The sequence below is a fragment of the Endozoicomonas sp. SESOKO4 genome (assembly GCF_024606275.1).
On sequence record NZ_JAHHPS010000498.1, the window covers coordinates 1 to 24,914 of the forward strand.

27 protein-coding genes are annotated in these 24,914 nt (G+C 49.5%); 20 read left to right on the plus strand and 7 right to left on the minus strand.

Annotation, left to right across the window (positions count from 1 at the left end):
- The 5 genes from KDK16_RS09555 to KDK16_RS09575 all read left to right on the plus strand — a co-directional run.
- On the plus strand, window positions 1-756 hold a 756-nt coding region (locus tag KDK16_RS09555), incomplete at its 5' end, for a hypothetical protein (protein ID WP_257275796.1).
- A gap of 92 nt (window positions 757-848) precedes the next feature.
- Window positions 849-1,160 (plus strand): BolA family transcriptional regulator, encoded by a 312-nt coding sequence (locus tag KDK16_RS09560; protein WP_257275798.1) that lies wholly within the window; start codon window positions 849-851, stop codon window positions 1,158-1,160.
- Between the two features lie 95 nt (window positions 1,161-1,255).
- Window positions 1,256-1,747: a hypothetical protein gene (locus KDK16_RS09565; protein WP_257275799.1), complete on the plus strand. Its 492-nt coding sequence runs from the start codon at window positions 1,256-1,258 to the stop codon at window positions 1,745-1,747.
- 102 nt (window positions 1,748-1,849) lie between these two features.
- Complete coding sequence (locus tag KDK16_RS09570) at window positions 1,850-2,296, plus strand: hypothetical protein (RefSeq protein ID WP_257275800.1); 447 nt, start codon at window positions 1,850-1,852, stop codon at window positions 2,294-2,296.
- A 98-nt stretch (window positions 2,297-2,394) separates the two neighbouring features.
- Entirely contained in the window at window positions 2,395-3,093 is a 699-nt protein-coding gene (locus KDK16_RS09575) for a DUF3313 domain-containing protein (protein ID WP_257275801.1), read from the plus strand.
- 63 nt (window positions 3,094-3,156) lie between these two features.
- Here KDK16_RS09575 and KDK16_RS09580 read toward each other — a convergent pair whose 3' ends face one another.
- Both KDK16_RS09580 and KDK16_RS09585 read right to left on the minus strand, forming a co-directional pair.
- A complete protein-coding gene (locus KDK16_RS09580) occupies window positions 3,157-3,777 on the minus strand; it encodes a phosphoadenosine phosphosulfate reductase family protein (RefSeq protein ID WP_257275802.1) in 621 nt (206 codons plus the stop codon).
- A gap of 179 nt (window positions 3,778-3,956) precedes the next feature.
- Entirely contained in the window at window positions 3,957-4,592 is a 636-nt protein-coding gene (locus KDK16_RS09585) for an O-methyltransferase (RefSeq protein ID WP_257255403.1), read from the minus strand.
- 205 nt (window positions 4,593-4,797) lie between these two features.
- Here KDK16_RS09585 and KDK16_RS09590 point away from each other — a divergent pair, with 205 nt between their 5' ends.
- Window positions 4,798-5,079 (plus strand): SelT/SelW/SelH family protein, encoded by a 282-nt coding sequence (locus KDK16_RS09590; protein ID WP_257255404.1) that lies wholly within the window; start codon window positions 4,798-4,800, stop codon window positions 5,077-5,079.
- A gap of 122 nt (window positions 5,080-5,201) precedes the next feature.
- On the opposite strand, the gene KDK16_RS09595 is transcribed toward KDK16_RS09590, so the two are convergent.
- The 3 genes from KDK16_RS09595 to ispZ form a co-directional block, all read right to left on the minus strand.
- Complete coding sequence (locus KDK16_RS09595; protein ID WP_257275804.1) at window positions 5,202-5,900, minus strand: TIGR04211 family SH3 domain-containing protein; 699 nt, start codon at window positions 5,898-5,900, stop codon at window positions 5,202-5,204.
- A gap of 101 nt (window positions 5,901-6,001) precedes the next feature.
- Window positions 6,002-6,301, minus strand: a complete 300-nt coding sequence (locus KDK16_RS09600) for a YciI family protein (RefSeq protein WP_257275805.1) — start codon at window positions 6,299-6,301, stop codon at window positions 6,002-6,004.
- Entirely contained in the window at window positions 6,302-6,877 is a 576-nt protein-coding gene (gene ispZ / locus KDK16_RS09605) for a septation protein IspZ (RefSeq protein ID WP_257275806.1), read from the minus strand.
- Window positions 6,878-7,057: 180 nt separating this feature from the next.
- Here ispZ and KDK16_RS09610 point away from each other — a divergent pair, with 180 nt between their 5' ends.
- The 9 genes from KDK16_RS09610 (at window position 7,058) to rapA (ending at window position 17,393) form a co-directional block, all read left to right on the plus strand.
- Window positions 7,058-8,005, plus strand: a complete 948-nt coding sequence (locus KDK16_RS09610; protein WP_257275808.1) for a PHP domain-containing protein — start codon at window positions 7,058-7,060, stop codon at window positions 8,003-8,005.
- A gap of 128 nt (window positions 8,006-8,133) precedes the next feature.
- Window positions 8,134-8,592 carry a hypothetical protein gene (locus KDK16_RS09615; protein ID WP_257275810.1) on the plus strand — a complete coding sequence of 153 codons (459 nt, stop codon included), beginning with the start codon at window positions 8,134-8,136 and terminating at the stop codon, window positions 8,590-8,592.
- Window positions 8,593-8,752: 160 nt separating this feature from the next.
- Window positions 8,753-9,376 (plus strand): L-threonylcarbamoyladenylate synthase, encoded by a 624-nt coding sequence (locus KDK16_RS09620; protein ID WP_257275843.1) that lies wholly within the window; start codon window positions 8,753-8,755, stop codon window positions 9,374-9,376.
- Window positions 9,377-9,537: 161 nt separating this feature from the next.
- Complete coding sequence (locus KDK16_RS09625; RefSeq protein WP_257275812.1) at window positions 9,538-10,752, plus strand: tryptophan--tRNA ligase; 1,215 nt, start codon at window positions 9,538-9,540, stop codon at window positions 10,750-10,752.
- A 148-nt stretch (window positions 10,753-10,900) separates the two neighbouring features.
- Entirely contained in the window at window positions 10,901-11,764 is an 864-nt protein-coding gene (locus tag KDK16_RS09630) for a ScpA family protein (protein ID WP_373690692.1), read from the plus strand.
- A complete protein-coding gene (gene scpB, locus KDK16_RS09635) occupies window positions 11,764-12,669 on the plus strand; it encodes an SMC-Scp complex subunit ScpB (protein ID WP_257254257.1) in 906 nt (301 codons plus the stop codon). The genes KDK16_RS09630 and scpB overlap by 1 nt, the downstream gene beginning before the upstream one ends.
- A gap of 117 nt (window positions 12,670-12,786) precedes the next feature.
- Window positions 12,787-13,698, plus strand: coding sequence for a 23S rRNA pseudouridine(2605) synthase RluB (gene rluB / locus KDK16_RS09640; RefSeq protein WP_257275845.1), 912 nt, complete (start codon window positions 12,787-12,789; stop codon window positions 13,696-13,698).
- A gap of 146 nt (window positions 13,699-13,844) precedes the next feature.
- Window positions 13,845-14,141 carry a YebG family protein gene (locus KDK16_RS09645; RefSeq protein ID WP_257275814.1) on the plus strand — a complete coding sequence of 99 codons (297 nt, stop codon included), beginning with the start codon at window positions 13,845-13,847 and terminating at the stop codon, window positions 14,139-14,141.
- Between the two features lie 381 nt (window positions 14,142-14,522).
- On the plus strand, window positions 14,523-17,393 hold the full coding sequence (gene rapA, locus KDK16_RS09650; protein ID WP_257275815.1) for an RNA polymerase-associated protein RapA: 2,871 nt from the start codon (window positions 14,523-14,525) through the stop codon (window positions 17,391-17,393).
- Between the two features lie 133 nt (window positions 17,394-17,526).
- On the opposite strand, the gene lpxL is transcribed toward rapA, so the two are convergent.
- Window positions 17,527-18,474 carry an LpxL/LpxP family Kdo(2)-lipid IV(A) lauroyl/palmitoleoyl acyltransferase gene (lpxL, locus tag KDK16_RS09655; RefSeq protein ID WP_257275816.1) on the minus strand — a complete coding sequence of 316 codons (948 nt, stop codon included), beginning with the start codon at window positions 18,472-18,474 and terminating at the stop codon, window positions 17,527-17,529.
- Window positions 18,475-18,744: 270 nt separating this feature from the next.
- On the opposite strand from lpxL, the gene minC reads away from it, so the two are divergent.
- The 4 genes from minC (at window position 18,745) to KDK16_RS09675 (ending at window position 21,126) form a co-directional block, all read left to right on the plus strand.
- Complete coding sequence (minC, locus tag KDK16_RS09660; RefSeq protein ID WP_257275817.1) at window positions 18,745-19,527, plus strand: septum site-determining protein MinC; 783 nt, start codon at window positions 18,745-18,747, stop codon at window positions 19,525-19,527.
- 47 nt (window positions 19,528-19,574) lie between these two features.
- The gene (minD, locus tag KDK16_RS09665) at window positions 19,575-20,390 is read left to right on the plus strand and encodes a septum site-determining protein MinD (protein ID WP_257275819.1); all 816 of its coding nucleotides are present in this window, start codon (window positions 19,575-19,577) and stop codon (window positions 20,388-20,390) included.
- Window positions 20,387-20,644, plus strand: a complete 258-nt coding sequence (gene minE, locus KDK16_RS09670) for a cell division topological specificity factor MinE (protein WP_257253361.1) — start codon at window positions 20,387-20,389, stop codon at window positions 20,642-20,644. The genes minD and minE overlap by 4 nt, the downstream gene beginning before the upstream one ends.
- Window positions 20,645-20,949: 305 nt before the next feature.
- The gene (locus tag KDK16_RS09675) at window positions 20,950-21,126 is read left to right on the plus strand and encodes a hypothetical protein (protein WP_257275820.1); all 177 of its coding nucleotides are present in this window, start codon (window positions 20,950-20,952) and stop codon (window positions 21,124-21,126) included.
- Between the two features lie 80 nt (window positions 21,127-21,206).
- Here the strand turns inward: KDK16_RS09675 and KDK16_RS09680 are convergent, their stop codons facing one another.
- Window positions 21,207-22,184 (minus strand): NAD(P)H-quinone oxidoreductase, encoded by a 978-nt coding sequence (locus KDK16_RS09680; RefSeq protein WP_257254124.1) that lies wholly within the window; start codon window positions 22,182-22,184, stop codon window positions 21,207-21,209.
- Between the two features lie 466 nt (window positions 22,185-22,650).
- On the opposite strand from KDK16_RS09680, the gene KDK16_RS09685 reads away from it, so the two are divergent.
- Entirely contained in the window at window positions 22,651-24,822 is a 2,172-nt protein-coding gene (locus tag KDK16_RS09685) for a carboxy terminal-processing peptidase (protein WP_257275821.1), read from the plus strand.
- The last annotated feature ends 92 nt before the right edge of the window (window positions 24,823-24,914 follow it).

Consider the following 24,914-nt stretch of genomic DNA (forward strand, 5'->3'; position numbering starts at 1 on the left):
AGCAGTGAAAAAGTCCGTGAAGGGTATTTTCTGGCGTGCCAGTGTCTGCCTGAAAATGATATGACCGTCTCCCTGCCCTCCAGAAGCCACACTCAAGCCGCTATTACTGCGAAACAGTTCTTAAGCCCCACTGTCGTGGCCCTGACGCTCGCTCTCCGGCATCCGATGAGCTATTCCCCCGGCCAACACATCTGTATAGACGTAGGACAACAGCTGCAAAAAGAGTGTTATCTGGCGTCAATGCCAAACCTTGATCAATCGATGGTCATCCATATCCAGCGTAAGGTGGCAGACCCTTTCAGCACCTGGGCGCACGATGCTGCCAGAGCAGGACAGCGAGTCAGCATCAGCAGCCCCCGTGGATTAAATCTTTGTGGAAATCTGCTCGATACCCCTGACCAAATCCTTATTGCCCAGGAAATAGGGCTGGCCCCCTTGCTGGCTTATGCCCGTGAAGCCCTGGGCAATATTGAGTCCTCATCACATCTTAGAATTCATCTAATCCACGAAACATACAGCAGCGACGAACATTACGGTCTTGGGTCGTTGGAAGCACTCTCGCAAATGGATCAATTCAGCTACACCCTGACCACAGGGCGACAGGACTATGGACAATGGCTGGACTCGGCATTATCAGAGGCCTCATCGATTAGAGTGATTTGCGCCGGTGACATCACCTTCAGCACATCTATTGAGTACACCTGTTCTCTTCGAGCAGGTATCGAATGCATCACTTTGAACAGTGAACTTTCCTGATCCACTTTTCCCTTCGCAACCCACACTCTTCCTGTTAATCTAAAATCATCTATCTGATCGTCTCGGCAAGATTAAAAAGGTGGAATGGAAGTATGACTATGCAAGATCGAGTCAGTGACAAACTGACAGCTGCCCTGGAGCTTGAACACTTTGAAATATTCAATGAAAGCCATAGGCACAATGTGCCATCGGGCTCTGAATCCCATTTTAAAGTGGTTCTGGTTAGCCAGGCATTTGAAGACACAATGCCGGTTAAACGCCACCAGCTGATTTACAAAATCCTCTCCGATGAAATGCAAGGGGGCATTCATGCCCTGGCCCTTCATACTTATACCCCCGGTGAGTGGAACGAGCGTAAAGGACAAGCACCTGACAGTCCGGACTGCAGAGGTGGCAGCAATTGACATGCGACCTTATATGATAGGGAATCTTTCTGGGGTGGGATTGTCTGAGTAAAGGAGCTAAACAAACAACTCATTTCCTTGAAGAGGCATTTAAAATGAATAGTGTGACAGGAGATAATGTGCACGGTAATTCCAATAGTATTCCCTCAAAGGGCGAAACGCTTGCGGAATTTCAAACACGAGAACCGGTGAATTTCGGACAGTATCAGGTTAAAGTATTGATGACTTATGTCGACAGTATGCATTCTGCGAAATTTACCCAATATGTTGGAAAAGATGTTAAAAATTTCGATTCACGTCGAGAAGCATTGGACTCCGAACAGCGATTAATTCCCGGACAAATCAAGTCTATCACCGATACCATGATAAACGGGGTCAAGCAGTTAGAGCATTATCGTTCTCTGGATTACATTGAACCCAGGTATAATCCTGATAATGTTAAGAATGAAGAAGCGAAAGAATTTGTAGTCGCTGTGATGGAAGAGATTGCAAGTGATATTAAGCAAGTTGAAAAGCATATTGAGCGTTCATCTTCTGCGGCAACCAATGCCAGTCAAGCAATCGCTCACCAAGAGGAGAGGCCCTGATAACAATGTGCACTACTTCGAAATATCCAATCCAGTCCTTCTTCGATTGATTGATAGAATGTAAAATCCTTCGCCCCGGATCTGAAGTGGAGAGCCCCCGACGTGTGCGGCGGTGTACAATTCGAGCTGGATGGTCAGACCATCAAAACCTATTTCCCAAATCCCAAAGCCCGCCTGCCGGTGTTGAGCCGACAGGGTCAGCAGGTTCTGGTTCCCTGGGGTCGCCGCGAGAGTCAGCCAGGCCTTACACCACAGGGAGGCTGGGCAAGACTGGAGTCCATTAAAAAGGGTATCTGGAACCGGTTTAGCCCCAGGCCCGTCAAAATCAGCGTTGATGCTTTTATGGAAAAAGATGAAGCGGGGGAGAGCCACTGGTTTCTCCTGGAAAAACAGCAGTTTATCCAGGGGCTGATCGCTACTGATGGCCCTTTTACCCGACTGTATGTCGTGACCGAAGAAAACGAACAAAGTTGTCACAAGAGTCATCGCTGGCCCAGAGTGATCGATGCCCCGGAACCCCTCAGAGCCCCTTCAGAAGGACTCTTTTAGCAGACGATCTCGGTAAATCATACTTTTCAAAAGACAAACATTAGTAGACACTCTACCCCAGTTAAAGCAAATACCTTAATCAAACAACGGCTCGCACCATGACAGCTTATAAAAAAATTCGCCGACTTTTTACTCTGCCTCTTGCTCTGCCTTTTGTGCTTGTCAGCGCCCTGCTACTCACAGCTTGCTCAACGCAGCAAAAAATTGATACTGAAGAACAACCCTTCAGCGGCTATCTAGAAAACTATGAAAGATTGACTGCTTTTGATGATGATACCGCCATGCGCTGGGTCAGCGGCGATCTGAAAAAGTATAAAAAGGTTTATCTTGAGCCCGTCAATCTGTTCCCAAATTACAACGCCACCAATGATGCCCAGCGCGAAGTAGCCACTAAAGTCGCTGACTACCTGAACAATGGTTTCAGGGAAGGCCTGAAGCAGCGAGGAATACTGGCAGAAAAACCCGGACCCGGTGTTTTGGTTATTCAGCCAGCCATTACCGGCATTGTGTCAGAGATGAAGGATCTTAAACCCAGACAATTTGTTCTCCCCGTCGCCGTTGCCAGAACCCTGATCAAAACAGCCACCGACCGTCTGGATTACATCGTGGCTCTGTATTTGGAAGTGCAATTGAGAGATGGCAAAACAGGCAGACTGGAAGGTGAGGTGCTGCGTAAAGGAATCAACAAGCAATCGGACAACGACAAAGTCACCAAAGAAGATGTCAAAGCCGTTCTGGATGACTGGCTGGACTTCTACAGCCGTGGCCTGGACAAGCTAACCCATAAAGATCAGTAAAAATCACCAACATGGCTGCCTGTCGGGCTCATCAGGCAGCCTGCTCTTAATCCCCCCATACACTCAGGAGACCGAGGTGTGTAAACCACACTCACGGTTACCAATGACTTTGGTAGGGTCATAGTAATCTTCTTCAATGGGAAGGTCGTTCATTACCAGGTACTCTTCAACATCCAGCTCTGTCCAGTTCAACAGAGGGGCTACCCGGTAATAACCGTCTTTGGTTTCACTGACGACCTCCAAACCCTGACGAAAAGCTGTCTGGTCTTTTCTGATAGCCGTCAACCAATAGTCAGGAGAAAAACTCTGCATGGCCCGTCCAAAAGGCTCCAGTTTGACCTGTCGGGTAAACTCGTCATGCGCTGGCGTATCCACCTCTGGCACACCACCCATGATGGCATCACGATAGGCACGACTGTATTCCGGGTGATAAATCTGAATGTTCAATTCCAACGTTTGGATCAGATCCCGGGCGAAGCGATAGGTCGCCCGTGTGCCGTAACCAGAATCAATCCAGATCACCGGCAAATCCGGTTGAATCCGGGTGGACATATGCAGAATGGCAGCTTCGTGAGGACCAAAGTTAGTGGTAACCACCGGCTTCATAGCCTTTTGCAGAGCCCAGCGGATAATCTCTTGTGGCGAGCGCTCGGCAAGCTCACGGTTAATGGTCTCCAGATCCATTGATTCCCCCGAAATACTTATTCTTTAACATTTGTGTCTTGGTTTAGCCAAACTATAGGTGATGAGGTTCCCGGGAGGCAATGGATCGTCTAGAACATATCTTTCTTTGCAAATAGTGAGTTGGACTAATGCCCCAGAAACCTGTCAGATTTAAAACAATGTCAAAAAGAGGATTAAAATCAGATCTTACGTACCACATGAAGGCCATGTCTGACGGGTAAAAGAACATTATCCAGATCCGCCCTGGAAGACAGATAGCGGTTCAGCTTTGCAATCACCTCATCCCGCTCATCCAGAGGGTTCAATACACCGCCTTTCCAGAGCGCATCGTCAATAACAATAACGCCTCCCTGCTTCAGCATGGGGAGAATCAGCTCCAGATATTCAAAGTATTTTTTCTTGTCGGCATCAATGAAAACAAAGTCGAGTTCTCCCTCAATGGTAGGGATGGTTTCCAATGCTTTGCCAAACAGTACTTTCAACTTATGAGAATGGGGTGATCGGTCAAAGAATTCCTCTGCAATAGCAATGGCACGAGGATTAGTTTCACAACAATAGATTTCACCATCCTCTGGCAGGGCTTCAGCCATGGATAAAGCCGCGTAGCCGGTGAACATGCCGATTTCCAACACCCTCTTGCTGTGACTTAAGGCTACCAGCAGTTTCAAGGTTTGCCCCACCATTCTTCCCGACATATTTCCCGGATAGCGGGTCCGGTCTTCTGTCGCCTGGGCCAGCTCTTTCAGAAGTGGCGACTCACCGCCGGTAATGTCATGGCAATATTGTTCGATATCGGGATTTACAATGACCGTCATGGCCTTTCCTTCACTGCATTAACGGGCAGATTCTATCAGGAGCCTGCTGAGTAAAAAATGCCTTTTAACCGTGCCCGACTGATACACTCATGGTAGGATTTGAAGCGGCTTCCCGAACACTCTGAGCAAGCCAGGAAGGAACAGAGGGCACTGGCAAAAATAAATAGAACCTATCACTCACTCAACTCTTGCAAGGCAGTAAACCGTGACAGAAAAACCCATTGTAGAAATAAACTATTGCAGCCAGTGCCAGTGGTTGCTCCGCTCCGCCTGGCTTGCTCAGGAATTGCTCAGTACGTTCAGCACCGATCTGGGAGAGGTGAGACTGAAGCCCGGAACAGGTGGTGTCTTTGTCATCACCCTGAACGGCAAACAGATCTGGGAAAGAAAACAGGACGGCGGCTTTCCGCAACCCAAGCAGATCAAACAGAAAGTCCGTGACCTGATAGATCCTGAACGGGATCTCGGACACAATGACCGTTCCTGATTTATGCTAGTCCGGCCAAAGAGAATCTCGCTACTTCCAGCAGGCTCTGACAGCATCCAGCTACTTTCAGAAGCCCCGATCGTGTCATATCAGGGGCTTCTTTCAAACCTTCAGGAAGACGGTTAAACCCAGTCGGAAGCAGGCTTTTTGCGGAATCGGATCATTGGCAAGAACAAACCCAGCAGAATACCTATTATGATCGTACCACTTCCATAGAGATACCAGCGCATACTGCTACTCCGAATCAGCTGGTTATTTTCAGCCTCTATTACCTCAATCCGGTTTTTCAACTGTAAATTTTCTTCCATCAATTGCTTGTTCCGACGATCCAGTGCCTGAGGATCAGCGGTCGCTTCTCTCAAGGCGATAAACTCAGAGGTTTTGTCGTCCAACAGCCCGGTGGTCTCTTCAAGAGTACCTTTAACATTGTCCAGCTCATCCTCAGTGGCAGATAATCCAGATTTTAGAGCCGTGTTCTCTTTGGTCAGTTGCGAAAGGTTTTCCAGCACCTTTGGCAGACGCTCTCTGGCAGGCTCCTCGACCACCAGATACTGACGGGGGATATACCCTTCTAATCCGTCAGCCGTTCTGACCTTGCTGTATCCTTCTCCGGCATCAGCTTCGAGAACTGTCATTCTCAGTCCTGTTTTCAGACCCCGGTGCAAAATCCGGTATTGAGCACCGGGCCCTGAACGCAGTGGGACATAAACAACATCAGTAACATAACGAGTTTCAGCCTGAACCGGTTCAGCCTGAACCATTGAACCCAGTAGCACTATAGCACCAAGGGACAAAAACAGTTTGTGTAAGGATTGTTTCACGTTTTCTCTCTTAGCCAGGCTGCCCTGCTATCAGAATGCTTCAGACAGGGCGAGGCGCCTGTATACCTTAATATCAAAATGACAGACTTCCGGAAGGAAAATCAGGGGAGTACTTTCTTGAATGGCTTCACACTCACAGAACGATAAACACCAGCGGCCACATAGGGGTCATCATCAGCCCATAATTGTGCGGCTTCGAGGCTATCAAATTCAGCGATAACAATACTGCCACTGAACCCGGCCTCACCCGGGTCATTACTGTCTATAGCAGGACAAGGGCCTGCCAGAACCAGGCGCCCCCGGGATTTTAGCACCTCAAGTCTTTCCAGGTGAGCAGGCCTGGCTGTCTTGCGCAGAGACAGACTATTTTCAACATCTTCACTGATGACTGCGTATAGCATTTATTTTTCCTCGGCCTGAATATGTCTTGAGATCACCAGGAACTGCAAGACGACAAAGACAAAAGTAAGAATCAGACTGCCGAACACCTTAAAGTCCACCCAGAACTCATGGAAGGTAAAGGCGACATAAAGGTTGGCGGCACCCAGTAGTGTAAAGAATATGACCCAGCTCAGATTCATACGGATCCAGATCTCATCGGGCAGGCTGATGGCATGTTCCATCATTCGCTGCACCAGTGGTTTTTGGCCAATAAACTGACTGCCCAGAAAGGCGGCAGCAAAGATCCAGTTTACAATCGGTGCTTTCCATTTCAGGAAGTTCTCGTCCTGAAAAGCCAGAGTCATACCACCGAATAAAACCACGGCTAACAGAGTAATAAGTTGGCTCTTCTCAAGAGTTTTGTTCTTGATGAAGCTGCCACCGTAAACAATGACAGATGTAATGATCAGGAAGAAAGTGCCACTGATGGCTCCTCCCACCTCAAGAGAATATCCGGCTACATCCACCATTCTGGGGTCCATTTTGTAGACCGTAAAAAAGATGATCAGTGGAATAAAATCAATCAGTTGCTTCATATTAAACCAGTCGGGTTACCTTGTGATTTACTTGGATATTTTGCTCAGGGCGGCTCACTAGCCGAATTCAGAGCTCGCTAAATCACCCTGTAGTTTACTATGGAACGACTTCATTGCCATGCCTGACCGGATCTATCCTGCCAATTTTTTAAAAGCCTTTACCGTTCCATTGGTGGTAGAGTGTACCGACAGTTACTACTTATTTGTATCGCAATGACCCTGAATGTCGACCTCCATTGCCACACCACCGCATCCGATGGTTCCATGGGACCGCTGGAAGTTTATGAACGAGCACGTGATCAAGGTGTCGATATACTGGCTATTACGGACCATGACTCGGTGGCCGCACACCAGTTTCTAAAGAATAAAACGCTCGAAGGCCCCAGGCTGATCACCGGGATGGAATTATCAACTACCTGGTCTGCGATGGAAATCCATATTGTTGGCCTTAATTTTTCCCTGTCACACCCGGATCTTGAAAAAATCATTCATCACCAGCGCTCTGCCAGAAAGCAGCGATCACTGCTAATCGCCAACCGCCTGGTGAAGAAACTGAAACTCGATATCAGTGCAGACGTTTTGATGGATGAAGTCATTGAACTGGCCTTAAACCGGCAGAAACAAACGGCTGACGGCTTTGTTTTATCGAGAAAAAATATCCAGACAGGCCGCCCTCACTTCGCCCATTGGTTGCTGGAAAAAGGCTACATCAATGAGTTGCAGGCGGCTTTTGATAAACATTTGTCGCATCAGAAAATAGGCAACTTGAAGGCCTTCTGGCCTCCCATGGGTCAGGCCGTAGCCTGGATCAGAGCTTTGAAAGGCTCGGCTGTATTAGCTCACCCGGGAAAATACAAAATGACCCGCACCAAACTCAGGGCTCTGGTCAGGGACTTCAAACTGGCAGGTGGCCACGCCCTTGAAGTCAGCAGCTGCCAGCAACCTCCCGGACAGCGGGAAACGTTGGCCAGACTTTGCCAGAACTTTGAACTTGGGGCTTCAAGAGCGAGTGACTTCCATACCCCTGCCAATCCGTGGGTAGAACTGGGCAGAGCACCAGAACTTCCCGATGGTACCCTGCCTGTCTGGGAGAGCTGGTGGTCACCAAATGATCGCCATCAGCTTTAAATGGTGGATGTCCCGTTTCGGCTAATTCCTGCTATTTCTCAAAAAAGTAAGCAACACTGACATCTGTGTTATGAACTTTTTCCATTAATTTTTGCCGAACCTATTAACTTAGGATGAGGTTACGCAGCATGGATGCTCACTACTGTAATGATGTCTTGTTAACAATGCCATATGCCTCAGAAAATGACGACACCTCAAAGTTGACTCCTGAACAGTTAAGGCTCAAAGAGATTCAAGCACCCGCCTACTTTAATTCAAGAATTATAGAAATTTTAGAAAGCTGTACCATTAAACATCGACTGAAGCATAATGAGCTACTGGTTGAACCGTCTGTTTATGGAGAGCATGAATCAACCATTCATAAAATCACATCGGATAGAGCAATCAAAAAAATGATTCCTGATCATTGTTTACTGTCCTTCAAATATTCAGAAAAAGACATAATGACCCCTATTCTATTGAAAAGTCATCGCCTTAATGAAGATATCATTGACGGCTTAGTCTTTGACTCTTTACCCATTGCCTACTTATCAGTGTCAACAGATGAACACGAACATAGCTGTATGCATGTTGCATCAAATCATTAACTAAAACCTCCGGATCGAACAGAATCGTTGCACTACCTTGCTTCAGTGGTATGATGCGCGCTCCATTATAACTGCAAGAGAATGGCAACCTGTCGACACCCCTTTGAACACAGTATCTAAAAGACGGTTCAAAGGTGCAGGTACCATGTACACAACAGCCATGAGTCAGTTTTTCCAGATTCATCCTGAGACGCCACAGCTTCGTCTGATTCGTCAGGCCGCAGAAATCCTGAGGGCCGGCGGGGTGATTGCCTACCCTACTGACTCAGCTTATGCTCTGGGCTGCCTGATTGGTGACAAAAAAGCGGTTGAGCGCATTCGCCAGATTCGTCGATTGGACGAAAAGCACAACTTCACACTGGTGTGCAGAGACCTCTCCGAACTGGCAACCTACGCCCAGGTCGACAATGTTCAATATCGTTTGCTGAAAAATCACACACCCGGTCCTTACACCTTTATCCTGAGAGGCACCCGGGAAGTTCCCCGCCGCCTGATGCACCCCAGAAGAAAGACCCTGGGCATACGAGTACCTCAATGCAGCATTGTCAGTGCCCTGCTCAATGAACTGGATGCTCCCATAATGAGTAGCACCTTACAGCTGCCGGGTGACAATGAGCCAATGCTGGACCCATACGACATTCGTGAAACACTTGAAAACCAGCTGGATCTGGTCATTGATGGCGGTTATAGGGGTATGGAGCCAACCACAGTGATCAGTTTGCTGGCGGACACGCCTGAAATCCTTCGGGAAGGTAAAGGCAATCCGGAACCGTTTCTCAGCTGAACAACGATCACTGTACGAATCTATTGTTGAAGAAATCCGATTCCATGACCGGAATTTTTCAGTCACTCATGACTGATTTATTCATGCCGTGTAAAAACACGCTTTTACCGTCGTGCAAACTGTCGTACCCTGTCAACACAGGATTCTAACGGGAGAGCCTCTTGAGCGCTGTAGACTCACAGTCGCGTGTTCTGTCTGGCATGCGACCCACTGGCCGATTACATCTTGGCCATTATCATGGGGTATTGAAAAACTGGCTTCGGCTGCAACATGAATATGAGTGTTTTTTCTTCGTAGCTGACTGGCACGCACTGACCACTCACTACGAAGAGCCAGAAAAACTGGAAGACTCCGTCTGGGACATGGTCATTGACTGGCTGGCAACTGGCATCAATCCGGGTTCGGCCACCCTGTTCATTCAGTCCAGAGTTCCGGAACATGCAGAATTGAATCTGCTGCTCTCCATGATCACACCGCTCTCCTGGCTGGAACGAGTACCCAGTTACAAGGATCAGCAGGAAAAACTGAAGGAAAAAGATCTCTCCACCTTCGGATTCCTTGGCTATCCATTGCTGCAAAGCGCCGATATCCTTGCCTACCGTGCAGGACTGGTACCCGTCGGAGCTGACCAGGAAGCCCATATAGAGATCACCCGGGAAATCGCCAGACGCTTCAACCATCTTTATGGACGAGAGCCCGGCTTTGAGGATAATGCCGAGGCAGCCATCGGTAAAATGGGTCGAAAAACCGCCAACCTTTACCGCAAGCTCCGTCGAGCCTATCTTGAACACGGGGATGACGAAGCCTTGGCTACGGCCAAGGCGCTGTTGAAAGAGCAGAGCAACATCACTCTGGGCGATCAGGAGCGACTCTTTGGCTATCTGGAAGGTACAGGCAAGGTTATCCTGCCGGAGCCTCAGGCTCTGCTCACTGAACAGGCCCGTATGCCGGGCCTCGATGGTCAGAAAATGTCCAAGTCCTGCGGTAATACCATCAGCCTCAGGGAAGATCAGGACGGTGTTGCGTCGAAACTGAAAAAAATGCCCACAGACCCGGCCCGCATTCGCAGGAATGATCCGGGCGAACCGGAAAAGTGTCCGGTCTGGCAGCTTCACCAAGTCTATTCAGATGAGCAGCGCAGAGACTGGGTTCAAGAGGGTTGTCGCTCAGCAGGTATCGGCTGTCTGGACTGCAAAAAACCTCTGATTGAAGCGATTCAGGCCGAATTGGAGCCTATTCGCACGGAAGCCAGAGAACTGGAAAACAATCCCGATGTCGTGAAAAGTATCATTGCCGAAGGGACCGAAAAGACACGGGACGAAGCCCAGGACACCCTCAGGGAGGTCCGGGAAGCCATAGGACTGGACTATCGTTGAACACTGTGTTTCAGTGATGTAACAGCCATTGCAAAATACGGGTCAGGTTTTAAGCCTGATCATCATAAAAAGCAGTTTCACCGTCAGGAGCCTGGTCGGTCAAGCTGCTTTTTTTCAGCTAGAGGATTTACAACAGGGTGATGCATCAATGACCTCCACGGAAACCGTGGCTGAGCCCGGAAAACAACTCCCTGCAGAGCTGGCACCGGAAACTCAATCAGGCTCTGAGCCTGCAATCATTGAACACCAGATACGGGTTATGGGTCAGCCCATGGCTAAGTTGCCTGACGACCTTTACATCCCACCGGATGCCCTGCAGGTCTTTCTGGAAGCCTTTGAAGGCCCTCTCGACCTGCTGCTCTATCTGATCAAACGCAACAACATGGACATCCTGAACATAAAGGTAGCTGTCATTACAGAGCAATACATGCAGTATGTAGAATTGATGGAATCAGGACAATTCGAGCTGGCAGCAGAATACCTTGTCATGGCCGCTACACTGGCCGAAATCAAATCCCGCATGCTGCTGCCACGAGTCTCTGAGGACGAAGACGAGGAAGAAGATCCCCGTGCTGAGCTCATTCGTCGACTGCAAGAATATGAGCGTTTCAAGAAAGCCGCAGAAGATATTGACCAACTGCCCAGGATGACTCGGGATCTTCATGAAGCCAATGCTGCCCCACCCAACCTTGAGCAGGATCGCCCCCATCCGGCAGTCGATCTCAAGGAGATCATGTTGGCCATGGGAGAGGTGCTCCGCCGGTCAGAAATGTACGTCAATCATCAGGTTGAACAGGAGGCTCTGTCCACCCGTGAGCGTATGAGTGAGGTCCTGTCCATGCTGACATCTGAACGCTTCACCCCCTTTGTTGCCCTGTTCCGGCTGGAGGAAGGCAAACTCGGTGTCGTCGTTACCTTTATGGCGGTGATGGAACTGATCAAGGAATCCCTGATCGAATTGATACAGAATGAACCTTTTGGTCCCATTCACGTTAAGGCCCGGATTGACTAATGGAAGCAGAACAGCTGCAACGCATCCTGGAAGGAGCCCTGCTGGCCAGCCAGAAACCCCTGACTGAAGAAAAGCTGGCCGCCCTGTTCCCCGAAGACCTTTACCCCGAGGAAGAGCGTCCGGATGGCAACCAGATCCGCGAAGCTCTGGTGTCCATCTCTGAAGCCTGTGAGGGACGGGGCTTTGAACTCAAAAAGGTGGCATCGGGTTACCGCTTCCAGGTCAGACAGGAACTATCCACCTGGGTTGGCAGACTCTGGGAAGAAAAACCACAGCGCTACACACGGGCACTGCTGGAAACTCTGGCACTCATCGCCTATCGTCAGCCAATCACCCGGGGGGAAATTGAAGACATCCGGGGGGTAGCCGTCAGCAGTAATATCATACGAACCCTTCAGGATCGTGAATGGGTACGTGTGGTGGGTCACCGGGATGTGCCGGGTCGCCCGGCCATGTTTGCCACAACTCGTCAGTTTCTGGATTATTTTAATCTGGAAAACCTCAATGAACTGCCCCCCCTATCCGAGATTCGTAATCTGGAGGAAGCTGCCCGGGAGCTGGCTGAAGCCAACGATCAGAGGGAGCCAACGACAGAGGACGCAGAAGATCAGGAGGCCATTGAGATTGAAGGTCAATCCTCTGATGAGCTATTTGCCGAACTGGATGAATTGGAAGCCGATCTGCCAGACAACTTTGATGACCTGATCCGTAAAAAGAAAGCCGAAGCACCAGAGCAAGAAGAGCAGTTAGTTGAACAGGACATTCAGACATCAGAGAAACTGACAGAACTTCCCACTGAAGGCGATGAAACTCGATATCAGACGACCGATATGCCCATTGAGGAAGAGCCCGCTCCTGAAGCAGAAATATCCGGGGAAATATCAAACGAAAGAACTGACCCCTGAACCATGTCTGATCACTCAGCATAACAGCAGCGTAAATCCACGCTGTCTTAACCTATATTAAGTCGCTATACTCTGGCCCCTTTGATAGAAAAACAGAGCGGCATAGCCATAAATACCATGACAACTGAAACCACTCCTCCCCAGGGTGAAAAACTGCAAAAAATCCTGGCGGGCGCCGGCCTGGGCTCGCGCCGTGAGATGGAACGCTGGATCAGCGAAGGTCGAATCTCCGTAAATGGTGAACAGGCCAGCCTCGGCGATCGTGCCAATGCTGAAGACAAGATTGCTGTCGACGGTCGCCCGGTCAAACTGGAAACCTATGCGTCCGGAATCCGCCGCGTCATTGCCTACAACAAGCCTGAAGGCGAGATTTGTAGCCGCCACGACCCGGAAGGCCGCCCCACTGTTTTTGACAAACTGCCCAAACTTCAGGGAGAGCGCTGGATTGCCATTGGCCGTCTGGATATCAACACCTCCGGACTGATGTTGTTCACCACAGATGGTGAGCTGGCCAGTCGTCTCATGCATCCTTCTTACCAGGTTGAACGTGAATACGCTGTTCGAGTCATGGGTAATGCGACAGAGCAGAAAGTAAAGAACCTGTTCGATGGCGTAGAGCTGGAAGATGGCCCTGCCCGCTTCACCGATATTGTTGACTCAGGCGGTTCGGGCATCAACCGCTGGTTCCATGTTTGCCTGTTGGAGGGCCGTAATCGCGAAGTGCGCAGACTCTGGGAATCCCAGGATTTGACTGTCAGCCGTCTGAAGCGTGTACGTTTTGCCAATGTCATCATTCCTGACCACCTGCGCATGGGCCAGTGGGAAGAAGTAGAAAAAGCGGACATCGACGATCTGGCCGCTGCCGTTCAACTGCCACCCGCGCCCAACGCAGTGACACGCAGAGCCGATCCACGACACACAAAAACAGGCCTGAAAACCAGGGGCTCCCGTGGCAACCCCGCTATCAACAAGAAGCGTCCCTCGCCTCACAAAAAGCCCGGCGTTTTCAAAAAGAACAGACATCGTTAATGCTGTTGAGCTCCAACCATGACCCGGAGCTCTTGCCAAGTCCTGAAAATGCTTTGAGTTTCCATGCTAACCTTCAGGGGTTCCACTGGACAGAATGACTGTATTTATATACAGTAACTTTAAACCAAGCCTTACAGGAGAGGGCCATGTCTATTACCCCCATGTGGCGAGTTGACCGGGACGGAAGCATGTTTACAGACAAGAAAGCCGCTGAAGAATACGATCGTATGTTGGAGCTGGCCGCCAACATCTCCAGCCTGCTGGAAGACCGCTTTGAAATCGATGAAGACCTGGCTGAAGAGATCGGCCTGATGTTCGCTAAAAACAAGGAAGCCTTTGCCAAAGCCTTTAAAGGCAAACCGGACCTGGTGCTTGAGATTGGCCAGACTTCTGAGCAAGACAACGACACAAAGGATAAGGATGAGGATGAGGCCGCGGCCTGATCCAGCGCACGCACTTCCCGACTGCCAGAGCGGAATGCCCTGATTCGCTCTGCCGTCAGCACCTTTTTCATTTCAATCCTTTTTCATTTCACCTCCTGTTCATAAACGAATCAAAAACAAAGCGTCATGGGCATTAACCGTCCCTCTGATCAGCTTCAGATTCAGCTAAAAATAGCTTTGTATGAAAAAAAATCTTTCTTTCATTCCTGATTGAGAAACCCTTTTTTTTACCAAAGATAGTGGTTCTAGCGGTCATTTTTCCCATTATCAGACCGAGACACTAGTGAAGCAGCCCGCCAAGTAGCACTTGTACTGGTTGCTAATACAGCGAATTCCGCTAATATAGCGGCCTTTTTGTCTGGCAAGGTATGTAGTCACGACATGACGAGCTTCGTTCCTGGACAGCGCTGGATCAGTGACACCGAAACTGAACAAGGATTAGGTACCGTTCTGACTTTCGATAGTCGCATGGTTACCCTATTGTTCACCACCACCGGTGAAACCCGGCTGTACTCCATTAATAACTGCCCGCTATCAAGGGTACAATTTAATCCTGGTGACAAGATAGAGAGTCACGAGGGCTGGACCATGACGGTGACAGAAGTCATCGAAGAGAATGGTCTGCTGCACTATAAGGGTCTTCTTCCCAACGGCAAGCCCGGAGAGCTTCCCGAATCGGAGCTGGGCAACTTTATTCACTTCAACAAACCGCAGGACAGAATGCTGGCAGGTCAAATCGACCAAAACAGCAATTTTTCTCTGCGTTACAAGACATTGCTGAACAATTGTCGCCTGTTGAGCGCTCCAGTAAGAGGGCTTCTCGGTGCCCGTACCAGCCTGATCCCCCATCAGCTGCACATAGCCCGTGAGGTTTCCGGACGCCATGCGCCCAGAGTGATGCTGGCTGACGAAGTTGGCATGGGTAAAACCATTGAAGCCGGTCTTATCCTTCATCAGCAACTGATCACAGAACGTGCCAGCCGGGTCCTGATTCTGGTTCCGGAAACACTTCAACATCAATGGCTGGTCGAAATGCTGCGTCGTTTTAACCTGCACTTCGGCCTGTTTGATGAAGAGCGTTGCCGTGCGATTGAAGATGAAAACCCGTTCAACACCGAACAGCTGATTCTCTGCAGCCTGGACTTCCTGAGCCAGTACGAAAATCGTTTCCAACAGGTCCTGGAAGCTGACTGGGATCTGCTGATCGTCGATGAGGCTCATCATCTGGTCTGGTCAGAAGAAGACCCCAGCCGTGAATATCAGGTTGTAGAAACCTTGTCGTCACAGATTCCCGGACTGCTGCTATTGACAGCCACGCCTGAACAGATGGGCCCCGAAAGTCATTTTGCCAGACTCCGCCTACTGGACCCGGATCGTTTCCATGATCTGGAGACCTACCAGAAAGAGGAGAAGAGCTATGAGCCTGTGGCCGAAGCGGTACAGGAGCTGCTGGAAAATGACCATCTGCCGGAAGCCGCCTGTCAGCATTTGGCCGGTTTCCTCGGCCAGGACTGCCAACCACTGATCGACCTGATCAATGATGGCTCTGATGAGCAAAAAGAAGCAGCTCGTGAACAACTGCTAAAAACTCTGCTGGACCGCCATGGTACTGGCCGGGTGTTGTTCAGAAATACCCGTGCAGCCGTAGGTGGATTCCCCGGTCGTGTCGTACAGGGCTACGCCCAGAAACTGCCTGAGCTTTATCAGATTGCCCAGGAAGAAGAAACTGAAGTCCGCGGTTCGCTCTATCCTGAACTGGCTTACCAGTCCCATATCCGTGTTAACGACATGGACCCCTGGTGGAAAGTCGACCCACGCATAGACTGGCTGATTAACCTGCTAAAACTGCTCAAAAAGCAGAAAGTGCTGGTGATCTGTGCCAACGCCAATACCGCTCTGGACCTCGAGGACGCCCTCAGAATTCTGTCAGGCATACCCACGGCAGTGTTCCATGAGAACATGACGATCGTGGAACGAGATCGTGCAGCTGCGTGGTTTGCTGATGAAGAATACGGCGCCCAGGTTCTGGTCTGCTCCGAAATTGGCAGTGAAGGTCGAAACTTCCAGTTTGCCCACCACCTGGTGCTCTTCGATTTGCCCGCTCACCCGGATCTGCTGGAACAGCGTATCGGACGACTCGATCGAATTGGCCAGACCGAGACCATCAAAATTCATGTTCCTTACATAGAAGGCACTGGACAGGAATTAATCTTCCACTGGTATGACCAGGGCCTGAACGCATTCGCTGATACCTGCCCGTCTGGCAGCATGGTCTTTGAGCAGTTAGGTGAAGCGTTCACTGAAACACTGATTCCGGAGAAAAAAACGACACTGGCTGATATTCAGCCTTTGATAGAGGAAACCGCCAAGCTCAATGCAAAAATGAATGAGTACCTCCACAATGGTCGGGATCGCCTGCTGGAAATCAACTCCCGTGGCACTCTTTCCAGTGAAGACCTGATAAACGACATCGAAGCACAGGAAGAACCCAGACAGCTCAAGCGCTATATGGAAAAGCTGTTTGAAGGATTTGGCGTCGATTCAGAAGATCATTCCAAGCATTGCCTCGTTGTACGTCCTGGCAGCCATATGGTGACATCCTTCCCAGGTCTTCCGGCTGACGGCATTACCGTCACCTTTGATCGGGAGTTGGCCCTTTCCCGGGAAGATATGCATTTTCTCACCTGGGAGCACCCCATGGTTCGTGAAAGCATGGACATGCTGCTCACCAGTGAGATGGGCAACACTTCGGTCGCTCTGCTGAAAAACAAAGCGCTGAAACCCGGCACAATGTTGCTGGAAGCGATCTATGTCGTCGGTGCTACGGGAGAGAAAAAACTGCAACTGGATCGATACCTGCCCGCGACACCGATTCGCTGCCTGATCGACCCTGGCATGAACAACCTATCAGAAAAAGTTGCCTTCGATACCCTCAATGCCCAGCTTCAGCCCATTAAGAAAGGGATGGCAAAAAAACTGGTGAAAGCGCAACGGGAACCGATTCTGACCATGTTGGCCAAAGCAGAGCAAGCAGCGAAGGAACAGGTTAATCCCATTGTGACTGAAGCCTGCAAAAACCTGCTAAGCCATGTTACGGAAGAGATCAAGCGACTGGCTGCCCTGAAAGCAGTGAACCCGAACGTGCGTGATGAAGAGATCGAACACCTCAAACTGCGTGCCGCAATGGGTCATCAATGCCTTCAGAAAGCGATGCTCAGGCTGGATGGTTTGCGGTTGATGATTGCGGGTTAACAATCTGTTCTGACCCACCCATGAAGAAATGCAGCTATCCAGCTGCATTTCTTTTTAGGTATATATCTACTTCCAAAACAATTGAATCACAGAGGCAACATTGGTACTCAGTTATTTCATCAGATCGTGGCAACTACTTTTGATAAAAACCCACCTCACCTTCAGGCCGGGTCTTAAATCGGCGATGCAGCCACATATACTGATCCGGTTTTTTCCTGACCTGCTCTTCTACAAATTGATTGACCCGGATCGCATCCTGCAGATCATCGCCCCGGGGAAAGTCCTTCCAGGCCTCAAACACCTCAAGGACATAGCCCCGGGAACCCGGTTTTCGGGTGACCACCATAGGCACGACCCTGGCCTTACCCATTTTGGTCATTCTTGAAGTGCCAGTCACTGATGCCGCCTGCATACCAAAAAAAGGGGCAAAAACACTTTGTTTGGGACCATAATCCTGATCAGGTGAGTACCAGACGGTTTTTCCCTGTCTCAGGGATCTCAGCATACCGCGCACATCCCTTCGGCCTAACAAACGGCTACCCCGGTCATAGCGTAGACGCTGTCTTCTCTGCATATACTCAAAAACAGGATTCTTGTGTTCACGGTAGGTCGCGTCGACACTGTGCCTGAGAGTGATCAGAGCGCCCGCTATTTCTATGGTCGTGAAATGCAGAATCAGCAACAGATTGCCCTGCCCACTCTCTGAGTCGAGGTTTTCCAGACCTTTATAGGTCACCAGCCGTTCAAGTCTCTCTCTCGGCCACCACCAGGCCATGAGCACTTCCATCAAACCGATACCGACCGACTCAAAGTTTTTCTGCAACAGGATTTCCCTTTCCGCTTCAGTCATCTGGGGAAAACATTTTTCCAGATTGACCCGGGTAATACGCACTCTGTTGCCACCAAAACGCAATAAAAGGCGACCTATCCAGCGCCCCAGATGCACCATGACTGAATAGGGAAGCATTGCCACAAGAGCAGTGAATCCCAACCCCAGCCATACCGGCCAGAACTTTGGTTTCAAATAACACCACAGAAACCGATCCGCCTCTGTAGTGTTGCTTAATTCATCCGACTTCATCTATTCACCAAAAACGCTTTCTCAAGAAACCTTCACAAGCAGTCAGTTACCTGCCATAAGTGAGCCCTATTATCTCAGCTGCCAAGGCTGAGGTCATATTTCTCTGGAGATACCTTGTAAAATGACTTGAGAAATCTTGGTTTTGATCGTAGCCTGAGAGGCAATACGGAGCGATAGGTCAGAAAATGAGAAGCACTGAAACTTTTCCCTATTATCCGTCAGATACAGCAGGAACATAACTGACACACTTCCGTAAATGACGTGGCCACCATGAACTCAACTCTGACCTCAAAGCCCTCAAATACCGCCTTCCAGCTAAAAGGCGGTATTTTTACACTGACTACCCTTGAATTGCACAACAGCTGTCTGATTAGTTTCTGCCAGCAGTTACAGGCGATGTCAGAAAAAGCCCCACACTTCTTTCAACAGACACCGGTGGTAATGGCTTTGGAGACATTACCGGCAACGGTTGATGCTCCCGATCTGAGAGCCATTGCAGGGCGACTGAGGGAGTCCGGTATGATTCTGGTTGCCGTTCGTGGTGGTGAACAGTTCAGATACACGGCAGAGTCTGCCGGCCTGGCCTGGCTGCCATTTCAGAAGACAAAGTCAGAGAAAAATGTGGTCATGATGCAACAGAACGGACAACCGATGCCGGTCGAACGTCATGAGCTTAATGGCACCGGGCAAAAAGAAGATACATCAGGCATTTCAGGTTCAGAAACAAAAATTATCGATCAGCCTGTTCGCTCCGGTCAGCAAATCTATGCCCCGGGCGACCTGGTTATACTATCACAGGTCAGTCCGGGTGCAGAATTGCTGGCTGGCGGGCACATACACGTCTACGGACTTTTAAGGGGCAGAGCGCTTGCCGGGGTTAATGGTGACCCTGAGGCAAGAATTTTTTGTCATCGCTTTGAGGCCGAACTGATTTCCATCAGTGGTCACTACAAACTGACCGGCCAGACGGAAGAATCCTCCTGGAGCCGCCACTGGGGTGAGTCTGTTTTAATAAAGCTCACTGAGGATCGCTTGCACATCAGCAGGCTTTAATAAATACTTGAACATCGACCATCACTTACTATTCACAGGATTTGAACTTGGCACGCATAATAGTCGTAACGTCAGGAAAAGGCGGTGTTGGTAAGACCACGACCAGCGCTTCATTCGCCACAGGTCTGGCCATGAAAGGACACAGAACCGTGGTGATCGATTTTGATGTCGGGCTGCGAAATCTCGACCTTATCATGGGGTGTGAGCGCAGAGTCGTCTATGATCTGGTGAATGTTATTAATGGTGAAGCAGCTCTCCATCAGGCCCTGATTAAAGACAAACACACCGAGAACCTGAGTGTATTGCCGGCATCACAGACCCGCGACAAAGAAGCACTCACTCTGGAAGGCATTGAAGCGGTTTTTGACGAGCTGGCAAAAGATTTTGAATACATTATCTGCGACTCACCGGCCGGTATTGAGCATGGTGCGCTTATGGCTCTGTACTTTGCTGACGAAGCGATCATAACAACGAACCCTGAAGTTTCTTCCGTCAGGGATTCAGACCGGATCCTGGGGATTTTGCAAAGCAAATCCCGGAGAGCTGAAAAGAAGCTTGATCCTGTCAAAGAACATCTGTTGCTGACCCGTTATAACCCGACGAGGGTGGAAATGGGCGATATGCTTAATGTTGAAGACGTTCAGGAGATCCTTGCCATTCCATTGCTGGCCGTTGTCCCGGAATCCAAGGACGTTCTGAAGGCATCAAACCATGGTATTCCGGTTATCCATCAGCAGACAACCGATGCCGGTCAGGCTTACAACGATATGGTCGCACGCTTTCTGGGCGCTGAATTACCTCACCGGTTTATTGAACCTCCGAAAAAAGGCTTTTTCCAGAAAGTTTTCAGGAGTCGTGCATGAGTCTGCTGCAATTTTTTAAATCCAGCAAATCCGGGGGCAGCGCATCGGTCGCAAAGGAGCGCCTTCAGATACTGGTTGCCCATGAAAGGCTGAACCGCTCTGGTCATGACTTTCTGCCAGCTATGAAACAGGACATACTGAGAGTCGTGGAAAAGTATTTTCAGGTCGCCGATAACACCATCTCCGTCCGGCTGGATACCGATGGTGACTGCTCGACCCTTGAAGTCAACGTGCAGTTACCGGAAAACTCCTGACACCCGAAGCCTTCTCTTGATACTCTTACAGCACTGGCACAGATCCATTCTGTGTCGGCCTCTCTTTGCAAACTCCTATCGCTTGCTTTACTCAATTTCTATTAACAGCCATACCGTGTTAAAAGAAATACTGTTTAAATCACCAGAATTTTACTAGCTCAACAGTTTGCAACCTTTTATTAACATAGCGTTGCATACTGCAATTGAAACTCTCACTTAAGTACAAATTCAGACTAACCCAACGGTTGAGTTACTGTTATTCTTAAATAGTATTCATGCAAAAGCCAGCACGGTCAGGAAAGACTATGAAACACCACTACTCTGCGCCATTTAAAAGCCGGAAAACCACTATTCGCACACAGGGTCGCGCTATTAATGCTATAGCCTACCCAAAAAATCTGAAGCCCCTGATGAAAAACACCAGCCAGCTGCCAAACAGCAAGCCCGAAGGCAACGAATGCTTTGAGCTCGGGTATAACTGATCGACTCTGCCAGACACCTTTCAATGTCCACCGCAGAATGATCAGAGGCCTCAATGTTTTTTAAAGCCATTCATAATGGATTAAGCAGGCAAGGTGAGAATAACCTTGCCTGTTGTTTTATTGGATGCCATTAAATCATACGCTTTCTGATATTGATCGATTGGGAGAACCGTATCTGTAATCGGTTTTAAGTGACCCGAGGCGAATAAAGGCCAAACCTTTTCCATTAGTTCGGTTAACAACCTTTCTTTTTCGGTAATGGGCAAAAAGCGCAGAGTGGATCCCATCACTTGAATCCGCTTCATCAGTAGTTGCCCCATATCCAATTGTGCTTGTCGTCCTGCCATTAAACCAATGGTGACAATTCTTCCGCCGATATTCATTAAAGACAGATATCTTTCCAGCCAGTCTCCGGCACAGCAATCCAGCACCATATCAAAAGGACCAAAAGCCTTTAACAGCTTCCAATCCTGCTGATGTCGGTTCAAGCCATTTTTCGCTCCCAACTCCTTGCAGAATTGCAACTTTTCATCACTGCCGACCACCACGGTTACGTCGATTCCAAAATAAGCACACAGCTGCAGAACTGCGGTACCCACACCGCTGGCGCCAGCCATTAACAGAACCTTGTCTCCGGCTTTGACTTTGCCACGATGAAACAGGTTGAGCCAGGCGGTTGCATAAACCTCAACAACGCCTCCGGTCTGCACGAGACTCAGTGATTCAGGAACTGGTAACAACAGCCGCTGATCACACACCGCGCTTGTCGCCAGACCTCCACCCGGCAACAACGCACAAACATGCTGGCCTGGCAGCCATTGGCTGACATTGGCTCCCACCGCCTCAATGATCCCGGAGCATTCGAGTCCCAAGACGGGTGTTACACCTTTTGGTGGATTGTAGGTTCCAGCCAACTGCGACAGGTCGGCACGGTTAAGGCCTGCGGCCACTACTCGAATTTTTACCTGATCTTTACCCAAAGGCTCACCGGGAAAGGTCCGCCATTGTAACGCCCTGTCAATAGCCACAAGTCCGTAAAAGTTTTTGCTCTCTTGCATCTTTACCCAAACCTTAATGATCAAGCCGATACAGGTATCAATGAAATACCTCGGTTATCGGGCTTCATTGAATAGGGGGTTATCAGCCTGACTGGAGTCCGGTAAAGTCCCCTGACTGGCTGCATTCAGTTATAGACTGTATTATGTCTCAGGGGATATTCACAATCACTGAACAAAACTGATTGAGAAAGCCCCCAAAGCACTGGTAACTTAAAAATAGAAGTCAACCAATGCTCTGGGACAGGCCTATGGACCGACTGTCTGGTAGCCAGCAGTGCCACATGCACCACAAGCAGCATCAGCTGGAAACAACGCCCTGACAGGCTTTGGATTATCTCCGGTGTGGAACAGGCTTAAACGCATGTTCCGGATATTTTTGGTACATGTGTTTCAGGCACAGAGGGGTGGAGTAGCCTATAGTCGATGAACGTCGTCTTAAACACTCCATAACAGGACTTATTCCTTCATGAGCCGAGGCGGCACACCCGATATCGAAAAACGACACGGAGCTTCACAATCCATGATACCGACCCTGCTAAACGCCAGGAAAATACCATCGGTTTTTTTTGCCCTGTTCACCGCGCTCTGTATAACCACCAGTTCGGTTTTTGCCGCTGATCAGAATCTTGACCGCCCCATTGACGAACTAAAACCCAGCCTGCAACAGGCCATTGCCAGTGTCAATGTGGTGCAACTGCTGTCACGCAACCATTATCGCAAAATTGACCTGAACAAAGAGAGTGGAGAAAAAGTATTTCAGCGCTATCTCGACCGTTTGGACCCCAACCGCAGCTTCTTCCTGCAAAGCGACATTGCCCAGTTTGCCCCTTATAAAGAAAAGCTCGACAGCTCTCTTAAAAGCGGCGACCTGAAACCAGCTTTTGAAATATTCAATCGATACACAGTCAGGGCAGAAGAACGTGCCCGCTACATGCTGGCTCTGGTCAAGCAGGGTGTTAACAAACTGGATCTGAAAAAGAACGAAGACCTGATTGTTGACCGCAAGGAACAGCCCTGGCTGGCCAATAAAAAGAACCAGCGAGACCTTTGGAGAAAACAGTTCAAAGACAGTGTACTGACCCTGAAGCTGAACAACAAAACTGATGAAGAAATTGCAGATCAGTTGACTCGACGCAACACCAACCTGTTGCGCCGATTGCATCAGAGTAAGAGCGAAGACGTTTTCCAGACTTACATTAATTCTTTTACCGGAATTTTTGATCCCCACACCCAGTACTTCTCGCCCCAGACTGCCGAGAACTTTGACATTAACATGAGTCTTTCTCTGGAAGGCATTGGTGCGGTTCTGTCCTCGGAGGATGAATACACCAAAGTGGTCAGCGTGGTCCCCGGTGGTCCTGCCGATAAAGCAGGCCAACTGAAACCTGGCGACAAAATCATCAGCGTTGGCCAGGGCCTCAAAGGCACGCTGGAGGACGTCGTGGGCATGCGTCTGGATGATGTGGTTAATCTGATCCGCGGTAAAAAGAAAACTCTGGTCAGACTGGAAATTATTCCAGGCTCCAGCAAAAGCAGTAACACCCGTATTTATGAAATTATCAGGGACAAAGTCAAGCTGGAAGAACAGGATGCCAAAAGCCACATTCTTGAGTTTAAACAGAATAATAAGACCAAGCGTGTGGGTGTTATCGAAATACCTACCTTCTACATTGACTTTAAGGCCGCCCAGTCCGGCGACCCCAATTACAAGAGCACAACGCGCGACGTGCGCAAGCTGCTTGATAATTTCAAGAAAGAAAACCTGGACGGCCTGATTATAGACCTGCGAGGCAATGGCGGCGGCTCCTTACAGGAAGCCAACGAACTGACTGGCCTGTTCATTGAGCAGGGTCCAACGGTTCTGGTCAGGGACAGCAGAGGACGCACCGAGCGTCAGCAAGACCCGGACCCGACTCAGGTATACAGTGGTCCCATGGCTGTTGTAGTTGACCGACTGAGTGCTTCTGCTTCAGAAATCTTTGCCGGCGCCATGCAAGACTATGGACGGGCACTGGTGATTGGTGGTCAGACTTACGGAAAAGGTACTGTTCAGAGCATTCAGCCGCTTAACCACGGACAGCTGAAACTGACTCTGGCCAAGTTCTACCGCATTTCCGGTCAGAGCACCCAGAACCAGGGCGTACTGCCCGACATCGCCTTTCCATCGCTGTACGATGGCCGTGATATCGGCGAAAGCAAGCTGCCTGATGCCCTGCCCTGGGATACCATCAAGCCGATCCCATACAGAAAGTACTCAGACATGAAACCTTTTCTGAAACCTCTCGATGAAAAGCACCGCAAGCGGACGCACGAGGATCCGGATTTTGTCTACCTGAACGAAATGAAAGACTACCTGTCTCGCTACGAAAACCAGGAAAAAGTGTCACTTAACGAAGCAAAGCGCAAGCACGAAATCCAGACCATGCGCAGTCAGAGACTGGCCATTGAGAACCGGCTAAGAAAGGCCAAGGGTGAACCCCTTTTGAATAACCTGGATGAACTGGAAGAAGCAGAACAGGAAGAAGCCTCTACTGAAACCAAGAAGAAAAAGAAAGAAACCGACGCCTTTATCAAGGAAGCTGGAATGGTTCTGGTGGACCTGATTCAGATACAGAAAAAACAAACTGCCAGCCGTTAACTATCCCTCTCAGGGCCTGTTTTTCAGGCCCTTATAGTCTCAAGAGTTCATACTCTTGCCAGCTCTTAAGAGACTGATATCTACCTTTCGAT